Here is a 16,429-nt window from a genome sequence, read left to right as displayed (position 1 = left end):
ATTTCCCAATTTAGTAAGACCCCTTGAAGACGACGAGGTTGATAGGTTCGGGGTGGAAGCGCAGCAATGCGTGCAGCTGACGAATACTAATCGGTCGAGGGCTTATCCTAATAACACGCTAAAGTTTCATGACTTGTCTTTCGCATCCAGTTTTCAAGGCGCAACTCAATCGTAGCGTCTTTACCGTTGAACCTTTTTTACCAGGTCATTCAACGAACAGCTGAAATATTCCCTGATAGCTCAGTTGGTAGAGCACTCGACTGTTAATCGAGTTGTCACAGGTTCGAGTCCTGTTCGGGGAGCCATATGCTCTCATAGCTCAGTAGGTAGAGTGCATCCATGGTAAGGATGAGGTCACCGGTTCGATCCCGGTTGAGAGCTCCAGCTTTATTCGTAAGGCCCGTTGGTCAAGGGGTTAAGACACCTCCCTTTCACGGAGGTAACAGGGGTTCGAATCCCCTACGGGTCACCATTTATTGGGGATTAGCCAAGCGGTAAGGCAACGGACTTTGACTCCGTCATTCTCAGGTTCGATCCCTGAATCCCCAGCCATTTCATGAGTCATTAGCTCAGCTGGTAGAGCACCTGACTTTTAATCAGGGTGTCGTAGGTTCGAATCCTACATGACTCACCATTTTTCCTTATAGCTTTACCCATGCGCGTGTGGCGGAATTGGCAGACGCACCAGACTTAGGATCTGGCGTTTCACGACGTGGGGGTTCAAGTCCCTCCACGCGCACCATAAACACAAATTGAGCCATTAGATCAAAGAATCTGATGGCTTTTATAATTGTCCAAAATGCACATTACCGTATACGACACATTTGGAGTGCGTAATAGGAATACAACGTATAGATACATAGAAATCCTTTGTTTTCAACACTTTGTGTCGCGGCGGGCGTGCGCCGGAATGAGGGGGGGCAAAAGCAATTATAGTTGAAAAAAAAAAATTTATTATAAAAAAAAAAATTTTTTTTTAAAAAATTTTTGTGGCCCCCCCCTCGCCCGCGCCTGTCCGCGGCGACAACGCATTTCTTCTTGCAAAGTCATGCTTTTAGCGTAAATCCGGGACATTATTAATGTGACTGCCACAGTCGCTTTTCAACCTATGCAGTTTATGGTCGTATATAAGCGGAACAATGTCATTTGTTATGTCCTGGAGTGAGGCTTTTTTGGCGGAAGTAAACGATAAGGGAATCACGGTTGTAAAAATATGTCCGGGATCTACCGAATAACTTGTTTGAGGTTATGGGGACACTCATCGTTGCTCCCTGTTTTGCAACCATTTAACCGTCCCAATGAAGCCTGCTAGTCCTGTTATGAATACCAGAAAATAACTAATGCCCATCAAGGGGAAAAGAGCTACTCCGTTTTCCTTCAAATGCAAAGCAGGAACAGACCAAGGTAGATAAGCACCAATAGCGGTTGGCCCGATTACCAGTGCCAGCATCAAAGTTGTAAAAGCAAAGCCGATCGGTACCAGATAACCGCGCGAAATGCAGGCCAATAGGGCAAGAGGTGCACTTATAGATAGGTGAAGAATTCCAATTGTAAGTATCAGGAAAAAATAATGCTGTACAGTTGCTGATGAGAATCCAGGTAGTCCAGATGCGAAACCAACTATTACGGCGTATGCTAAGCTGATCAGCATCATCACAATACACCAGAATACAATTGCGGTATATTTGGCAATTGCTATTTTACCGCGCGATATAGGCAGCACTAGCAGATCCTTAAGTGTTCGATCGGAATACTCACGGCCAAATGTCCAGCTTGTTATCAATCCAAATCCCAGCAGCCCAAATACGGATGCATACAAAAACGCAATCTTTTCAAAAAAGGAAGACCAATCGGACTGCCCCAGGAACAACGTGATAACGAACAAGGTGAACAGAAGCGTCCCCCATAAAACAAAGGATCGACGCAATTTATAAATCTCAACGCTGCAGGCTGTCAACAACTGTCTCATTCGTTGTTCCCTCCTCGAGCTCTGATTACTTTGAAAAAATAATGCTCCAGATTCTCTTCTTCAATTTTAAGCATGGCGAGCGGCACTTCATGATGCACAAGCAATTTCGCAATATGTTCGGGATGATTAACGGCATGATCATCCGTTAGCGCTAGGCAGTTATTCGAAGTCGAAAGTACCGTATACCCAGAGTCAGATAGAATAGATAGAGCCTTCCAAGCATCCTTCGTTCCGATCATCAACTGCTTTCGGCGAATTGCTTCAAAGTCTTTTGTTGTAAGTTCCTCCAGGAGTACACCCTTGTGAATAATACCGATTCGAGAAGCCAATTTGGAGATTTCCTCAAGGATATGGCTCGATATAAAGACGGTAACACCATGTTGAGTTGCTAGAGTTTTAAGCATTTCACGTATTTCTACAATTCCCGCGGGGTCAAGCGCATTGGTTGGTTCATCAAGAATCAGAACGTCCGGTTTATGAATTAATGCTTTGGCCAATCCAAGCTTTTGCGCGTTGCCCAGTGACAAATCTTTGGCCTTGGTATTCGCGTATTCAGCCAATTTTAATTGCTCCATCATATCGTTAACTGTCCTTGGAACCATTAATCCTCGCAACCTGGCCATCAAGTTCAAGTTTTCCCTAACTGTAAACTGGGGATAAGCATAAGGGACTTCCACCATATAACCTACCCGTCTGGACAAGTCGAAATTCCGGTTGGTCCATCGCTGACCGAATAGATATACTTCTCCGGAAGAAGGCTTGCTCATGCCGAGAAGGGCACGGATAGTTGTCGTTTTCCCGGCGCCGTTTAACCCCAGGAAGCCATAGATTTCTCCCTTCTTAACGGAAATCGAAACCCCATCCACTATGACTTTATTTCCGTATTGCTTTGTCAGGTTAACGGTTCGAATAATATCTTCCATAGTAACAGTCCCTCCATAGCCTTGATTGAATGCATTCTATAAAAGAGCCGGCGGCATCTGAGAATGCCCGCCAGCCTGGCTCAAATCAAATAGCGCGATAAATAGAGTTCAAGTATTGTGGAATCGATGAAGTGTCCTCAATAGGGGTGCGTAGCGCAATATAACCATCGGGACGAATCAATATGAGTTCTTCGTTTGTTACATCGTATACTCGATAGGCATTTCCTGCCGTGTCGATTATGCCTTTGGCTTCCCCCGCATGGGAGGGCAGAATGCAATGCACGTGGAGTTCGTCGTAAGTGAAGTTCTCCAAAGAAGGATGATCTGAGCAATTTACAAAAGCTAATAGCGTCCAGTGTGGGCCGCGGAACAGGTCAAAAGCACTTCCAGCGAGCCCTGTGCCTTGAAGACTCTCGGCATTAGGAGCACGATCTCCGGGCAATGAACGGGTAACATTCGTTCGAGCAGACGGACGGGTAAGAGAACTTGACCGGTAAGAAATGAGAAGTCCGCTCGTCAGATCGTCGGATATGGCGCTTAAGGATTGGGACAACGCTATGCTTTCAGTCGCCGTTCCTACGACCCTTTCCATCTTCTTTGTGCTGTCCTCAAGCACGGCTCGAGCTACGGGGTGGCGCTCCTCATTATACGTGTCGAGCAAGGCGGGGCCTGCTCCTCGTATGACGGCTGTCAGCTTCCATCCGAGGTTGTAAGCATCTTGTATCCCCGTATTCATGCCTTGGCCGCCGGCCGGCGAATGAACATGAGCGGCATCGCCAGCAAGGAAAACTCTGCCGTTGTGGTAACATTCAACCATGCGGACGTTGATCCGGTAGATGGATAGCCATGAGGCATCCGTGAGCCGGACACGTCCGGCGCCTGCTCGCCGGTCAATCATGGCTTGGTACTCTTCTAGTGACGGCTTCTCCGGTTCTTCGATTTCTGCTGCAATTGTAGCCTGAAGTTGCCAAATGTCCGAATTCGGCAATGGTGTCACCCCGACCATCCCCTCTGGAGATGTCCAGATATGGATATGGTCACGATCCAGCCCCTCCAAACGTACATCGCCAAGGTACCACCGCTCATGATCGTGTGTTTCCCCAATCAGCGGCAAATGAATAAACTTGCGGATATTGCTTTTGCCCCCGTCAGCGCCAACTACATATCGGGCGCGAATTTGCTCTTCTCCTTGTGGTGTATTCACGATTACCGTTACGCCATCCGAATCCTGAACAAGCCCAACTGCTTCCACGCCCAACTCAACTTGACCGCCAAGCAACGCATATCGGTCGCGCAATGCTTTTTCCACATCAAACTGAGCAATCCAGACCGGATCACGATAAGGTGTCTCAAGTTCGGCGCTGGCTGCCACGGTAATAGCCGGCTTGTCCACGCTTCTGCCATCTGGGGTATAATAACGGACAGGCAAATCCACGACGCCTGTGTCAACAAGGTAGCGAACGGCCCCCAAATCATCGATGACTTCAAGCGAGCGGGGCTGGATTCCTTTGGCGCGAGATGCTACGTTATACAAGGTGCTTCGTTCAATAATGCGATGGTCTACGTTTCGACGGCCAAGGTCGCACGCAAGTGTAAGTCCGGTTGGTCCGGCTCCGACAATGAGAACATCAACAAAAGATTGCATGGTTTTCATGGATAAAACCCTCCTTGATTATTGCTTTGTTATGCCACAAATGATATACTACACCGTATAGTGTAATTTGTAAAGCGAAACAACGAGTTTTGAATTATTTGCTCATACTAGGGGGAAACTTGAGAATGGATCATACGGAAAACAAGAAAATCCGCAAAGGCTCTTCAGACAAACGAGCTAAAATTATTGCGGCGGCACGAGACCTGTTTCTTTCAGAGGGGTTTGATCGTACCAGCGTCGATACGGTCGCAGCTAAAGCGGGAGTTTCCAAACGGACAGTTTATGATTATTATGGGGACAAACAGAACTTATTGCTCACTGTTCTCGAAGAAACCAGTTCGGCGGTTCTGGACATGATTGAGCAAGGAATTTCAGACCACCTCAGGGAATTCAAGGATTTGAATCAGGCGCTCATCTTATTTTGCGAACAAATTGTTGATTCTGCGAATGGTTCGTCCGATTACACCGCTTTGATCCGTCTAGTTCTGACGGAAGCCGCGAATCTGCCAGCCTTATTCCTAGAAAGGCTGGACAACGCGACGGAAGAGGGGATTATCAGGAGGTTTACAGAGTTTGGACAAACCGGATTACTCAATGTGCCCGATCCTGAAATGGCTACAAAGCACTTCGCTGCATTAACGTTTTTGTTGGTATTCAATCAACCTAGAAAAACTGGGACTTTGGAGGAGGAACAAACCAAACGTATAATTACTGAAGGTGTACGCGTCTTTCTTTGCGCCTATGGACAACACACCGTTCAAAATAAATGATCTGACGGCCTGTTCGAACGTAATTTGCTGGTTTTGCGGCTCGACGGATTGCTCAGGAGACTGCAAGCTATTGTTTCGACGCGCCATTGTTATTCCGCCTCCTGTTCAGCGGATTGCAGTAAAAACTCAAAAGGGCTGGATTTTTGATGCTGCAGATGAATGTCGTTGCCGAAAAATGCGATATAGCGGCGAGTCATATCCAACGTGGAATGCCCCAAAATATATTGAAATGTAAGGAGATCGCCGCCATTGAAAAGGTACATTTTTGCCATTGTGTGTCGGAAGGTATGGCAGGAGCCCCGAACACCTTTTAGTGCCACTTTTTTGCAATGGTCACGAACGATTTTTTCAATGGCTGCTTTTTGCAATGTTTTGTTGTTCAAGGTAATCCAGAATCTTCAAATGGTAGTGTACCGCGTTCCTGTATGAACCGTATAAGTGCTTTAGCGCACGTCATTTGAATCGGTACGTTCGGTAAAGGTGACCAGCATTTGATTTTGGGCTTTCATCACCTTAAGTCCTTCTGCCAGATTGGTTCCCATATTGCCGTCTTTCCATAAAAATTTGAAGAAGCCTTAGCAGGTACGGATGAGACCGTTCGTGGTGTTGGCCGTGAGTTTTCATGGAATAAATCATCCTTTCCTCGGGAAGGATTAGTGAGAAAAAGATTAGCGCGAAGACTGCTTATCGGTTGCACTAAGCAATAGGGAATATGCACTCGCTAAATCTGTGCAAAAATCGATGTTTTGGATTTCGAAAAAAAGTTTGCAATCGGCGAGAAAACTTGATATTATAACAATTTTCGCTAAAACGAGCGGAATGAATCACCGCCTAGGTACTCACCAATCTTAGGATCTGGCGTTTCACAACGTGGGGGTTCAAGTCCCTCCACGCGCGCCATTTAATTAAATTCAACCCTTTTTATCTGAAAAAGATAAGAAGGGTTTTTTGATGTTTTTTATCAAGGTCCTTCCTCCAATTTATCCAGTAAAGTACGCCCGATTTTCCATGTTGCTTGTAGGTTTGATTGTGTATAATGGCATAGCAGTGAGAATTACTATCAATGAAGAAACAGAAAAGGGTGAGTTCGGTGGTAAATGGAACAAGGAAATACACGATTAGGTTAGCAACGCTGCTTATAGGATGTCTAATCGTTCTCGCAGGCTGTGGTACAGCGGCAAATTCGGGATCGGAATCAACAGCGTCTCCAGCACAACAGACAAATGCAGCGACGGGGCAGGAGCCAGCTGACGCTTCTAATACACGTATAGTCACTGACTCATACGGAGAGAAGGAAATTCCGGCTAATCCGCAGCGGATTTTTTCAGTGAGCGCTACTACGCCATTGCTGGCACTAGGTATTACGCCGATTGGCGGCTTGAATTATGAAATTACACCGGATTATTATTTAAATAGTTATAAAGATCAAATTACGATCGCTGGAGATTATCCGATTAATTATGAGTCGGTTTTGGAATTGAAGCCGGATATTATTATTGCTTCTTCCTTTGTTGAAGCCGATGTCGTTGACCAGCTCAGCAAAATTGCACCTACGGTTATTTATCCATGGGGAGTAAATTTGTATGAGCAGCTGAAGTTCATAGCCGGTATTGTAGGGAAAGAAGCAGAGGCCGAGCAGTGGATTAAGCAGCATGAGGAGAAAGCGGCGAAATACAAGGAAGAGATTAAGCAGTATGTTGAGCCAGATGAGACAGTTGCTGCGATTCAAATTTTTAAAAACTCGTTCCAGGTAGCCGGCAATCGCAACATGGGACATGTGCTTTATGATTTGCTGGGGCTTAAACCGCTGCCATCCATTCAGAAGCAAATTGATGATAGCGAAGATTATTTTGTGTATACCGATTCACTATCGCTTGAAAAACTGCCGGATTATGATGCGGATCGGTTGATCGTAAAGGTAGATATTACACAGCCGGGTTCGGAGCAATTTTTTGAAGAAATGCAGCAATCGGCGATTTGGAAAAGTCTTTCCGCAGTGAAAAATGGCAAAGTATATATCGTACCGCATGATAAATGGTGGTCCTATACGTTGTTTTCGACCGACGCTTTGCTGGATGAAACGATGCAGTTATTCAAAAAATAAACGAACAGCTGGCAATGAAGCTTTCCTGATTCAATGGGAAAGCTTTTTTTTTATAAATATAGGAAAGGATATGGTTTTTCCATCCTTTCTCTATGTTTCTACGCGAAACGGAAGCTTTGCCGCCAAAGGATGGCTTCAGCCGTTTACGCTTGGGCATTTTTCCGCTACAATAAAATGATAGCATTTTTGAGAACGGTTATCATAATGGGAGGGGAACAAGGTCAAATGGCGGATATGGATGAACACCTAGATGATTTGCAGCTCCGCTGGGTTCAGATTACTAAGGGCTCATGTACTGAAGGGATACCAGCGCTTTCCCAAAACGCTATGGCATATACGTTATTGGCCATAACGCAAGGAACGGCAGCTGTGTTGTTCCAAGGACATCCTATATTGCTTCAGCCAGGCACCTGTGTTCTGTTTGAGCCCAAGTCAACTATAGAGGTCGGTGGAACGGTGGATGGACGGATTCAGTATTATTCGCTTGAGTTTGAAGCCGCTTCCACTAGTGTTGAAGAGGCTGGCAAGGAGCTGCTTTCCTTTGCCTTGGGCTATCCCTTCTTCATAAAGCCGTTTGCCCCATTCATGGACGTTATGGATTCATTGTTTGATTTACGAACGGCTGTGAGCGGAATGGAGCGATTTAAGCGCAATATTAACCTGCAGGAGGCCATTTATTTATTTGCTGCCGCCGCTGCGGCTTCTAACGACTCCAGGGATGCGGAGCATGCCGTACAACGAACGATTTTATATATGAAGGAATACTATAAAAGCAAAATAATACTGCCGGAGCTCGCGAATTTAGCGGGTGTGGGTATACGACAGTACACTCATTTGTTCAAGCAGGTGACGGGAGCAAGCCCGATGGATTATTTGGGCAAGCTGCGCATGGACCGGGCTAAGAAGCTGCTGCTGGTCGCTTCGAATGATATGGTCACAGTAGCCAGCCATGTTGGCTTCAAGGATGAATTTTATTTTAGCCGAAAGTTTAAGCAGCAGGTGGGCGTATCACCCCGGGTATATATGCAGACGAGAGAGCCCCGGGTTATTGGCCTTCTCTATACGTCGCATTTGCTTGCCCTTGGTCATGTGCCTGTAGGTGCCCCCGATTACCATCTATTCGAAAATTATTATGTGCGTGAGCATGCAAGAGCAATGACCCCGTTCAAATGGGAACCATGTGACATGGATGCTGTTCGAGCTATGAAGCCTGACTTGATTTTAGGTTATGAGCATATGCTGTCTGAGGAGCAGGAGCAGCTTAGCCAACTAGCCGAGGTTATTCCTATCGATTGGCATACCCAGGACGTATATGGGCAGCTGCGACAAATTTCAGCCATTGTTGGCAAGCGGAAACAGGAACGAGAATGGATGGAACGGCATTTGGCTAAAGCGGATCAAGCGAGGGAACGGGTCCAGCGTCTTATTGGTGGCAAGGAGACATGCGCCGTGCTGGTCATGGAAAGCGATACATTCAGAGTAGTAGGGGGCCGAAATATGGGACATGTTTTTTTTCAGACACTTGGCCTCAATCCCCATCCGCTTGTGAAGCAGCATATGGAGGCGGGAGCGCCGTTTATTTTTTCCGAGCCTAAACCGTATCATGAGCTGTCAAAATACGACGCCGATCGGCTCATTATTATGGTCAACCCGAAGGATAAAGGGGCTCCAGAAGCTTTTAAGCGGTTGATAATGTCCGAACGATGGCAAAATCTCGCGGCAGTCCGCAGTGGCAGCATGCACATAGTTCCTTTTAACAAATGGTGGGTGTACTCGCCGCTGGCCATTGATGGGCAGCTTGATGAGGCGGTTGCCCTTTTGCACAACGAAGATGTAGGTTAATGAGTAAAACTATATATAGAAATGAGTTGATCATGATGTGGCCTGAAACGATAGACGTGCTGCTTAATCACCGCTCCATACGGAAATTCAAATCGAACCCCATTCCACAGCCGACACTGGCAAAAATAATAGAGGCGGCGCAGCAGGCTTCTACCTCAAGCAGTATGCAGTGCTTCACGGTAATCAACGTGAGTGACCGCGATAAGCGGAAACAGCTGGCCGAGCTTTCCGGCAACCAGGCGTATATTGAGGAATGCCCAGTATTTCTCGTCTGGTGCGCGGATCTGTTCCGTTATGAACAGGCAGCCAAGCTTCATTTTGAGGGCGATATGACGAGCACGGTTGAAAATTTTATCGTTGCCACAGTCGATACTGCGCTGGCAGCTCAAAATGCAGCAATCGCGGCAGAATCGCTTGGCTACGGAATTGTCTATATTGGCGGTATCCGCAACAATCCGCAGGAGGTTTCAGCGCTATTAGGGCTGCCATCGCATGTGTACCCCGTATTCGGAATGTGCATGGGGGAGCCGGATCAAGCGCCGCTGACGCGTCCAAGACTGCCGCAGCAGGCGATTTTGCATGAAGACAGCTATGATCAGAAAGCAGTGGAAAGCGGCATTCGGGAGTATGACGAGACGATTAGGCAGTATATGCTGGAGCGGTCAGAAGGAAAACTGAATACGAGCTGGTCCGAATCAATGGCGGCCAAAATCAATCATCCGCGTCTGCATATGGGCGAGTTTCTCCGCAGCAAAGGCTTCTTGCAACAATAAGAAGCCGTTAGGCGGGGTTTGGGCTGTGCAAATTTATTTTAGCCTTAACAATTGCTTTATTTTCATTGACTTTATACGTGAGAACGATTATCATTAATTATTGAATGATACTGATAATAGTTATCATGCTTAATGAATGATAAGTCGTGTGTTTTTAAAATATAAGCATTTATAAGTTTCACACTTATAATGGGCTTATATTTCAACGCGAAACGGTAGCTTTGCCGCCAGAGGACGGCGACAACCGTTTCACCTTGAAATATAGGAAAGGGTAACCTAACGCTATCCTTTCTCTCTATTTTTCGGAATGAAACGCGCCGCGCCGCCAGAGGATAGCGATAACCGTTTCACCTTATATAATAAAATCAGCAAAAAACCCGTATAAGCGGGCATCGGAAGGAGCGTGCATGTCACATGATTCGCCTCACAACATCGAATCTCGACATTGCTTATGATGAACGGTTAATCGTTCAAGATCTGAATATTGCTATCCCACAAGGAAAAATTACTGCGTTGGTAGGGTCTAACGGTTCGGGTAAATCGACGATTTTGAAAACGATGGCTCGTCTGATGAATCCATCTGCAGGCAGCGTATTGCTGGATGGGAAGTCGATTCATAAGCAAGCGACGAAGGAAGTGGCGAAGCAGCTGGCGATTTTGCCGCAAAATCCGACTGCTCCAGATGGTCTGACTGTATCTGAGCTTGTATCGTATGGACGTTTTCCTTATCAGAAGGGCTTCGGCTCTGTGAGCAAGGATGACCGTAAAATTATTCAATGGGCGATTGAAGCGACAGGAATGGTTGATTTTGCAGACCGTCCGGTTGACCAACTGTCTGGCGGACAACGCCAGCGTGCCTGGATCGCGATGTCTTTGGCGCAAGAAACGGATATTTTATTTTTGGATGAGCCAACCACGTTCCTTGATATGGCGCATCAGCTCGAAGTATTGCATTTGCTTGAGAAGCTTAACGAGGTTAATAACCGGACGGTCGTTATGGTTGTCCATGACTTGAACCACGCTTCGCGTTATGCGCATCACATGATCGCGATTAAAAAAGGCAGTGTCGTTGGCGAAGGCTCGCCGCAACAGGTTATGACACCGGAGATTTTGCGCGAGGTGTTTAACATTGAAGCGGATATTATGCCTGATCCGCGTACCGGTGTTCCGCTGTGCATGCCGTATGCGCTCGCAGGCGAGTCGGCTGCATCCAAAGTCATTCTTGATAAGAAACCGGCATTAGCTGGAGTCGTATAGTTGGTCATCAAACCGTGCTGGAAGGAGCACGGTTTGATGTTTTTATGGCGAGACATGCAGCGAAGGAAAGCTCAGCACGAGGAAAAAAGTTTTTTTTGAAAAAGAGCAAATAACAGTTGCAATTCCCTCCGCAACATGATATATTATTACTTGTCGCCGCGATGAAATACTTGAGAAATACAGGCGGAAATATAATGCGGACGTGGCTCAGTGGTAGAGCATCGCCTTGCCAAGGCGAGGGTCGCGAGTTCGAATCTCGTCGTCCGCTCCATATTGTGTGCCCTTAGCTCAGCTGGATAGAGCGTTTGACTACGAATCAAAAGGCCAGGAGTTCGAATCTCTTAGGGCACGCCATTTCTTTACAAAAGAATCGTCTGTCGGGACGTAGCTCAGCTTGGTAGAGCACCTGGTTTGGGACCAGGGGGTCGCATGTTCAAATCGTGTCGTCCCGACCATTATTTGCGGGTGTAGTTCAATGGTAGAACTTTAGCCTTCCAAGCTAATAGCGTGGGTTCGATTCCCATCACCCGCTTAACGAAGAGAAAGACTTGAAACCCTTGTGCAGCAGGGGTTTTTTGCTTGCTGTTTTTTCAAATTCGGACGAGTACTTTTGGTCTATGGGGCAGATCGTGGGGCAAATCTCAGCTTTTTTGGTTTTAATGCCTCTAATTACGAAGAAAGCCTTGCGGCATGCAAGGCTTTTTGTTATGGGATATTTTAGATCCATTGTTAGGTCGTGGCGTGGGATTGTCATTATTTGTAGAAAAGTGGAGGTAAAGAGCGGAGCAATGTTGTATAATTTGTTAATTACATACTTGAAGCGAAGGGAATGATTGTTAATGGTAAAAGCGATTGTAAGTTTAGTTGATGGATTGAATTTGAAGGACCCGGAGGCACAACTGGAGATTACATTTGATAACGAATATTTGATTATCGTAGAGCATGCTTATAAAGGCTTTAAAAGAAATGTGGAAAACACATTCAAAATTCCATTGGCTAACTTTCTTGAATCAACGCTGACAACAGACAAGGACATGGGAGAGGTTCAAAAAAGTGTAATCGGCCGTGGAATTGTCGGTGGACTTATTTTTGGTCCAGCAGGGCTGGTATTAGGTGGCATGTCGGGCATCGGTACAAAAAAAGGGAAAACGTTGCAAGTATATATCGTATCTTACGTATCCTCTTCGGGAGACATTAATAACATTACCTTCAAAATGCCGCTTCCAATGGTTAGTGTTACCCGGAAATTTGACCAGGTATTAAAAAAGAACATGCAATTGGTTCTAAGAAGTGAGGCTGCTTTAAAAATATTAGGTGATATGGAAGATCAAAAATCAGGTCCATCAGAAACGATCTTATAATTTCTACCCTCATTCCGCCTAAAGTAATGGAGGTCTGATAAATATTGAAGCAGAACAAATATGATGAGTCCTCTTTTTTCACAAATTATAGCCAGATGGCTCGTTCGATTGGGGGACTGGACGCCGCTGGAGAATGGTCGTTCTTTCGGCAAATGCTTCCGGAGCTGGCTGGTACAAAAGTACTCGATCTAGGCTGCGGGTTTGGCTGGCATTGCCGCTATGCGCGGGAGCAACTGGCCCGCTCGGTTGTTGGGATTGACCTTTCGGGCAACATGCTGGAACGGGCAAAAGAAATGACGGACGATGAGCAGATTGAATATCGCCAGCTTGCGATTGAGGACATCGATTTTCCAGCAGAGGAGTTCGATATCGTTATTAGCTCGCTTGCGCTGCACTATGTGGAGCAATTGGGTGACCTTTTCAAGAAAATCCATCATTGCTTGGCGCCAGGCGGAGCTTTTGTATTTTCAGTCGAGCACCCGGTGTTCACTGCGCTTGCGGGGCAGGACTGGCATTATGGGGTAGAAGGGGAAAAGCTGCATTGGCCGCTTGATGATTATCATCGGGAGGGCCTGCGCCATTCCAGATTTTTGGAGCATGATGTCGTTAAATACCATCGTACGGTTTCAACTTATATGAACCTTTTGCTTGAATCCGGGTTTGAGCTTAAACAGCTTTCGGAGCTTGCGCCAACGAAGGAGTTGCTGGATAGCCATCCAGCTTGGCAGGAGGAAATGCGCCGTCCGATGTTTTTATTAGTTTCAGCGGTGAAGAAATAGAAAAATATAATGAAAGACATTTGCTGCAAATGCAAGCAGCTGCCCAATCAAAAGAGACGTTTGCTCTGTGTAGAACAGAGCAGGCGTCTTTTTTTTGATCTAGAGGGGGGTGAAGTAGACCGAGAGGAGGGAAGGGGATAAGCGATATGGCGACGGGTAGTTCATCCCGAACACCCGTATCAAGGCTGCATGAGCTCCTGTACGCGCTTAATCAATCGGGATCGCGATGTATATGCCAGTTCCCCAGCCAAGCTTGCTGCGGATGGTTAAACCGAAGGTTTTGCCATAGGTAAGCTTCAATCTTTTTTGCGTATTAAACATGCCGATATGCTGGGATTGCTCCAGGCTGCTTTCCAGCTGGGTTCGCAAATAAGCGAGCCTTTCAGCCGTTACGCCTATGCCGTTGTCGACGACGGAGAGCAGCAGCCGCGCACCGGACACCCGTGCTTTCACTCGGATTAGGCCAAAGCTGTCCTTTTCTTTTATGCCATGATATAGGCTGTTTTCAATGAGCGGCTGGAAGGTCAGCTTGAGCACATGATATTTGAGCGCTTTGTCATCTACGTCCCAGCTGACATCAAATTTGTCCTTGTAGCGTGTGCGGAGAATGGCGATATAGGGCAGCGTTTGATTGATTTCTGTTTGCAGCGATACCATGCCCGAGCCGCCTTCGAGCGAATAGCGCAAAATATCGGATAAGTTCTCGATAATATCGGTCATATCATTAGGGCCACCGGTCAGCTTGCTCGCCTTCCAATTGAGCGTTTCTAGAGTATTAAAGAGAAAATGGGGATTGATTTGCGCATGAAGCGCTTCGAATTCCAGCGTTTGCAGCAAATATTTTCGCTCGGACAGCTGTACCTTTAGAAAATTATGCTCAATGAAATGGTTAAGCGTATTTTGCAAAATGTAGCCAAAAACATCCTTAGAGTAACGAGGCAGAGGCGGAAGCGGGCGGCCGCTCTTGGCGAAATCCAAAATCGTGACAATCGCCTTCAGATTGCTGTAGTTTTTACGAGTCAGCCAGTAGGCCAGCATAGTGCCGATTGCGAACGAAATGATCAGCAGCACTAATGTAGTCAGCTTGAGCCCATTCGGAATGACATATAAGGAGTCGCTAGGCACGCTTGAGAGAAAGGTCCATTGATATTTTTCGGAAGCCAGCTTGTTCAGCACCTGCGTTTCGCCATTGACCTTCATGGAGAAGAAGGAGCTGTCTGTCCGGTAAATCGTCTCAGCATCTTCGGCGGTCAGCTTATAGTCCGGATGATTGCGAAAAATAACGTTATTGTCACGGTCCAAAATAAAGATGCTTTGCCCTTGCAGCGTATCCAGCTCGTTTAGGCTTTGCGTAATGTAATCAGGCTTAACATTGAGGACAATGATGCCATCGTTGTCGGCGGCTACGGAAATGCGGCGGAACATTGTAATGACATTCGTCTGCACGGTGGACTGGCCAGTTGTTGGACGGATGACGGGCCGGCTTTCCGCCCACATCAGCTCATCTAAAGGGTGGCTTTGATAGCTGCTGTACCAGTCCGAATCGTAAAAGTCATTCAGCTCGACCAGGCCGCCAGTCGTTGAGGAAATAAACCGCTTGCGGTCATTATTTAAATAAATATAAATCGAATCAATATAAGGCTTGCCGATGGAGGGCGAATCGATAAAGTTTTTGAGCGAGGCAAGCTGATCGTAATCGACGGGCTCGGGAAATTCTTTGGTCATCATATTTTTCAAATTCGTAAACTGAAGCGCGCTGGCGACAATATGCAGATTCAGCGTATCTAGCTCGTTAAAGATCAGCTCGATATTGCCTTTCGTCTGCTTCAGCAGATTCATATTGTTATTGTTGATTTCCTTCGTTATATATTGCGAAATGAGGAACGTGGACAATGTGCCAAGCACCAGCAGCGGTACAAGCATTGGGATAAGAAAAGTAAACAGATTGCGGGCGAAAAATTTAAAATACACCTTGGTCATTCCAATCGCCTGCCATCCATATTGCGGTATTCTCTAGGCGTTTCTCCAAAATAGCGGCGGAACGTGCGCGTGAAGTTTTTGGCATTGCTATAGCCAACCAGCTCGCTAATTTCATACGTTTTATAGGAAGGGTCCTTAAGCAGCTCGGCCGCTTTGTTCATACGGACCGCCGTTAAATAATCGGAGAAGTTTTCACCCGTCTTCTGCTTAAAATATTTGCTTAAATAGTAGGGGTTCATATATACGACATTAGAGGCATTTTCCAAGGAGGCTTCCTTGTAATGGCATGAAATATAATGCTTAATTTTATCAATCGCTGTTTCGGGTGCCGGCTGTTCTTCGGTTTGAGCATCTTCTGACGGCTCCGATTGCTGCTCGAGCAAAGCCTTGAGATCTAGGTCCTCTTTAAGGCGTTCGAAAACTTTATTGATTTCGCTGTATTTTGTCGGCTTTAATAAATATTGCTTCACGCCATAGTTTAGCGCCTGCTGGGCCAGCTCAAATTCCCGGTGGCCGCTGAGCAGCACAACGCTTACGCTTGAACGCTGCTCAAACAGCTTGCGGGCAACTTCAATTCCTCCCATCTGCGGCATTTTAATGTCGCACAGAAGCACGTCCACGGGCTTCTCCGCCATATATTCGAGCGCATGCAAGCCATTTGCTGCTTGTCCCACTACCTCGAAGCCAATATGATCCCAAGGAATGTACTGGCTTAATCCATTGCGAATTTCAATCTCATCATCAGCGATCAACAGCTTATACAAAGGGCAGCCCCCTTTTCCAAAGTAAGATATTATGTTATGTTAAGTGACATTATAGCATTGCGTAAACAGATATTCTATGAAAAATGACTGGGTAATGAGCGATTTTATTCGTTTTGGACAATAGGAGAAGGAAGGTTAGTGTCAAAAATGGAGGCGGAATATTGAAAAATGATACCTTTCAGCCTTGCCTGTGCTAGAAATACGTTAAAAAAGGAGAGTAATTCACAAATGCAGTCCCTGTTTATGCTTTAGG

General features: G+C 46.3%; 13 protein-coding genes, 10 tRNA genes and 1 rRNA gene. 18 read left to right on the top strand and 6 right to left on the bottom strand.

Annotated elements, in window-relative coordinates; genetic code table 11:
• The 7 genes from AC50Y5_RS19015 to AC50Y5_RS18985 form a co-directional block, all read left to right on the top strand.
• Nucleotides 1-110: ribosomal RNA gene (locus AC50Y5_RS19015) — 23S ribosomal RNA — on the top strand; the annotation flags it as partial.
• Nucleotides 111-229: 119 nt separating this feature from the next.
• Nucleotides 230-305 (top strand) — tRNA-Asn (locus AC50Y5_RS19010).
• A 3-nt stretch (nucleotides 306-308) separates the two neighbouring features.
• A tRNA-Thr gene (locus tag AC50Y5_RS19005) sits at nucleotides 309-384 on the top strand.
• Nucleotides 385-397: 13 nt separating this feature from the next.
• Nucleotides 398-472: transfer RNA gene (locus AC50Y5_RS19000), tRNA-Glu, on the top strand.
• Nucleotides 473-477: 5 nt separating this feature from the next.
• A tRNA-Gln gene (locus AC50Y5_RS18995) sits at nucleotides 478-552 on the top strand.
• Between the two features lie 6 nt (nucleotides 553-558).
• A tRNA-Lys gene (locus AC50Y5_RS18990) sits at nucleotides 559-634 on the top strand.
• Between the two features lie 23 nt (nucleotides 635-657).
• Nucleotides 658-742, top strand: a tRNA-Leu gene (locus tag AC50Y5_RS18985).
• 516 nt (nucleotides 743-1,258) lie between these two features.
• Here the strand turns inward: AC50Y5_RS18985 and AC50Y5_RS18980 are convergent.
• The 3 genes from AC50Y5_RS18980 to AC50Y5_RS18970 all read right to left on the bottom strand — a co-directional run bounded on the left by AC50Y5_RS18980 (nucleotide 1,259) and on the right by AC50Y5_RS18970 (nucleotide 4,546).
• A complete protein-coding gene (locus tag AC50Y5_RS18980; protein ID WP_494862887.1) occupies nucleotides 1,259-1,969 on the bottom strand; it encodes an ABC transporter permease in 711 nt (236 codons plus the stop codon).
• The gene (locus tag AC50Y5_RS18975) at nucleotides 1,966-2,892 is read right to left on the bottom strand and encodes an ABC transporter ATP-binding protein (protein WP_056033085.1); all 927 of its coding nucleotides are present in this window, start codon (nucleotides 2,890-2,892) and stop codon (nucleotides 1,966-1,968) included. The genes AC50Y5_RS18980 and AC50Y5_RS18975 overlap by 4 nt, the downstream gene beginning before the upstream one ends.
• Nucleotides 2,893-2,977: 85 nt before the next feature.
• Nucleotides 2,978-4,546, bottom strand: coding sequence for an FAD-dependent monooxygenase (locus AC50Y5_RS18970; RefSeq protein ID WP_056033088.1), 1,569 nt, complete (start codon nucleotides 4,544-4,546; stop codon nucleotides 2,978-2,980).
• A gap of 125 nt (nucleotides 4,547-4,671) precedes the next feature.
• Here AC50Y5_RS18970 and AC50Y5_RS18965 point away from each other — a divergent pair, with 125 nt between their 5' ends.
• On the top strand, nucleotides 4,672-5,316 hold the full coding sequence (locus AC50Y5_RS18965) for a TetR/AcrR family transcriptional regulator (RefSeq protein WP_056033091.1): 645 nt from the start codon (nucleotides 4,672-4,674) through the stop codon (nucleotides 5,314-5,316).
• A gap of 89 nt (nucleotides 5,317-5,405) precedes the next feature.
• Here AC50Y5_RS18965 and AC50Y5_RS18960 read toward each other — a convergent pair whose 3' ends face one another.
• Nucleotides 5,406-5,699 (bottom strand): tyrosine-type recombinase/integrase, encoded by a 294-nt coding sequence (locus AC50Y5_RS18960; protein ID WP_494862884.1) that lies wholly within the window; start codon nucleotides 5,697-5,699, stop codon nucleotides 5,406-5,408.
• A gap of 680 nt (nucleotides 5,700-6,379) precedes the next feature.
• Between AC50Y5_RS18960 and AC50Y5_RS18955 the strand changes: the two genes are divergently transcribed.
• The 10 genes from AC50Y5_RS18955 to AC50Y5_RS18910 all read left to right on the top strand — a co-directional run bounded on the left by AC50Y5_RS18955 (nucleotide 6,380) and on the right by AC50Y5_RS18910 (nucleotide 13,432).
• Nucleotides 6,380-7,420: an ABC transporter substrate-binding protein gene (locus AC50Y5_RS18955; protein ID WP_494862882.1), complete on the top strand. Its 1,041-nt coding sequence runs from the start codon at nucleotides 6,380-6,382 to the stop codon at nucleotides 7,418-7,420.
• A gap of 225 nt (nucleotides 7,421-7,645) precedes the next feature.
• The gene (locus AC50Y5_RS18950; RefSeq protein WP_494862880.1) at nucleotides 7,646-9,262 is read left to right on the top strand and encodes a helix-turn-helix domain-containing protein; all 1,617 of its coding nucleotides are present in this window, start codon (nucleotides 7,646-7,648) and stop codon (nucleotides 9,260-9,262) included.
• Nucleotides 9,262-10,035 (top strand): oxygen-insensitive NADPH nitroreductase, encoded by a 774-nt coding sequence (gene nfsA, locus AC50Y5_RS18945; protein WP_494862878.1) that lies wholly within the window; start codon nucleotides 9,262-9,264, stop codon nucleotides 10,033-10,035. Before AC50Y5_RS18950 ends, nfsA begins: the two co-directional genes overlap by 1 nt.
• A gap of 414 nt (nucleotides 10,036-10,449) precedes the next feature.
• The gene (locus tag AC50Y5_RS18940; RefSeq protein ID WP_056033104.1) at nucleotides 10,450-11,292 is read left to right on the top strand and encodes an ABC transporter ATP-binding protein; all 843 of its coding nucleotides are present in this window, start codon (nucleotides 10,450-10,452) and stop codon (nucleotides 11,290-11,292) included.
• A gap of 196 nt (nucleotides 11,293-11,488) precedes the next feature.
• A tRNA-Gly gene (locus AC50Y5_RS18935) sits at nucleotides 11,489-11,563 on the top strand.
• A gap of 6 nt (nucleotides 11,564-11,569) precedes the next feature.
• Nucleotides 11,570-11,646 (top strand) — tRNA-Arg (locus AC50Y5_RS18930).
• A gap of 24 nt (nucleotides 11,647-11,670) precedes the next feature.
• Nucleotides 11,671-11,747, top strand: a tRNA-Pro gene (locus AC50Y5_RS18925).
• A gap of 6 nt (nucleotides 11,748-11,753) precedes the next feature.
• Nucleotides 11,754-11,824, top strand: a tRNA-Gly gene (locus AC50Y5_RS18920).
• Between the two features lie 307 nt (nucleotides 11,825-12,131).
• Nucleotides 12,132-12,653: a hypothetical protein gene (locus AC50Y5_RS18915; RefSeq protein ID WP_494862876.1), complete on the top strand. Its 522-nt coding sequence runs from the start codon at nucleotides 12,132-12,134 to the stop codon at nucleotides 12,651-12,653.
• A gap of 44 nt (nucleotides 12,654-12,697) precedes the next feature.
• On the top strand, nucleotides 12,698-13,432 hold the full coding sequence (locus AC50Y5_RS18910; protein ID WP_056033110.1) for a class I SAM-dependent methyltransferase: 735 nt from the start codon (nucleotides 12,698-12,700) through the stop codon (nucleotides 13,430-13,432).
• A gap of 207 nt (nucleotides 13,433-13,639) precedes the next feature.
• Here AC50Y5_RS18910 and AC50Y5_RS18905 read toward each other — a convergent pair whose 3' ends face one another.
• Nucleotides 13,640-15,412, bottom strand: a complete 1,773-nt coding sequence (locus AC50Y5_RS18905) for a cache domain-containing sensor histidine kinase (RefSeq protein ID WP_494862874.1) — start codon at nucleotides 15,410-15,412, stop codon at nucleotides 13,640-13,642.
• Complete coding sequence (locus tag AC50Y5_RS18900; protein ID WP_494862872.1) at nucleotides 15,409-16,176, bottom strand: response regulator transcription factor; 768 nt, start codon at nucleotides 16,174-16,176, stop codon at nucleotides 15,409-15,411. The genes AC50Y5_RS18905 and AC50Y5_RS18900 overlap by 4 nt, the downstream gene beginning before the upstream one ends.
• Between the last annotated feature and the right edge of the window lie 253 nt (nucleotides 16,177-16,429).

It is taken from the genome of Paenibacillus sp. JT22N7 (assembly GCF_059383875.1).
This window is presented reverse-complemented; position numbering and strand designations above follow the sequence as displayed.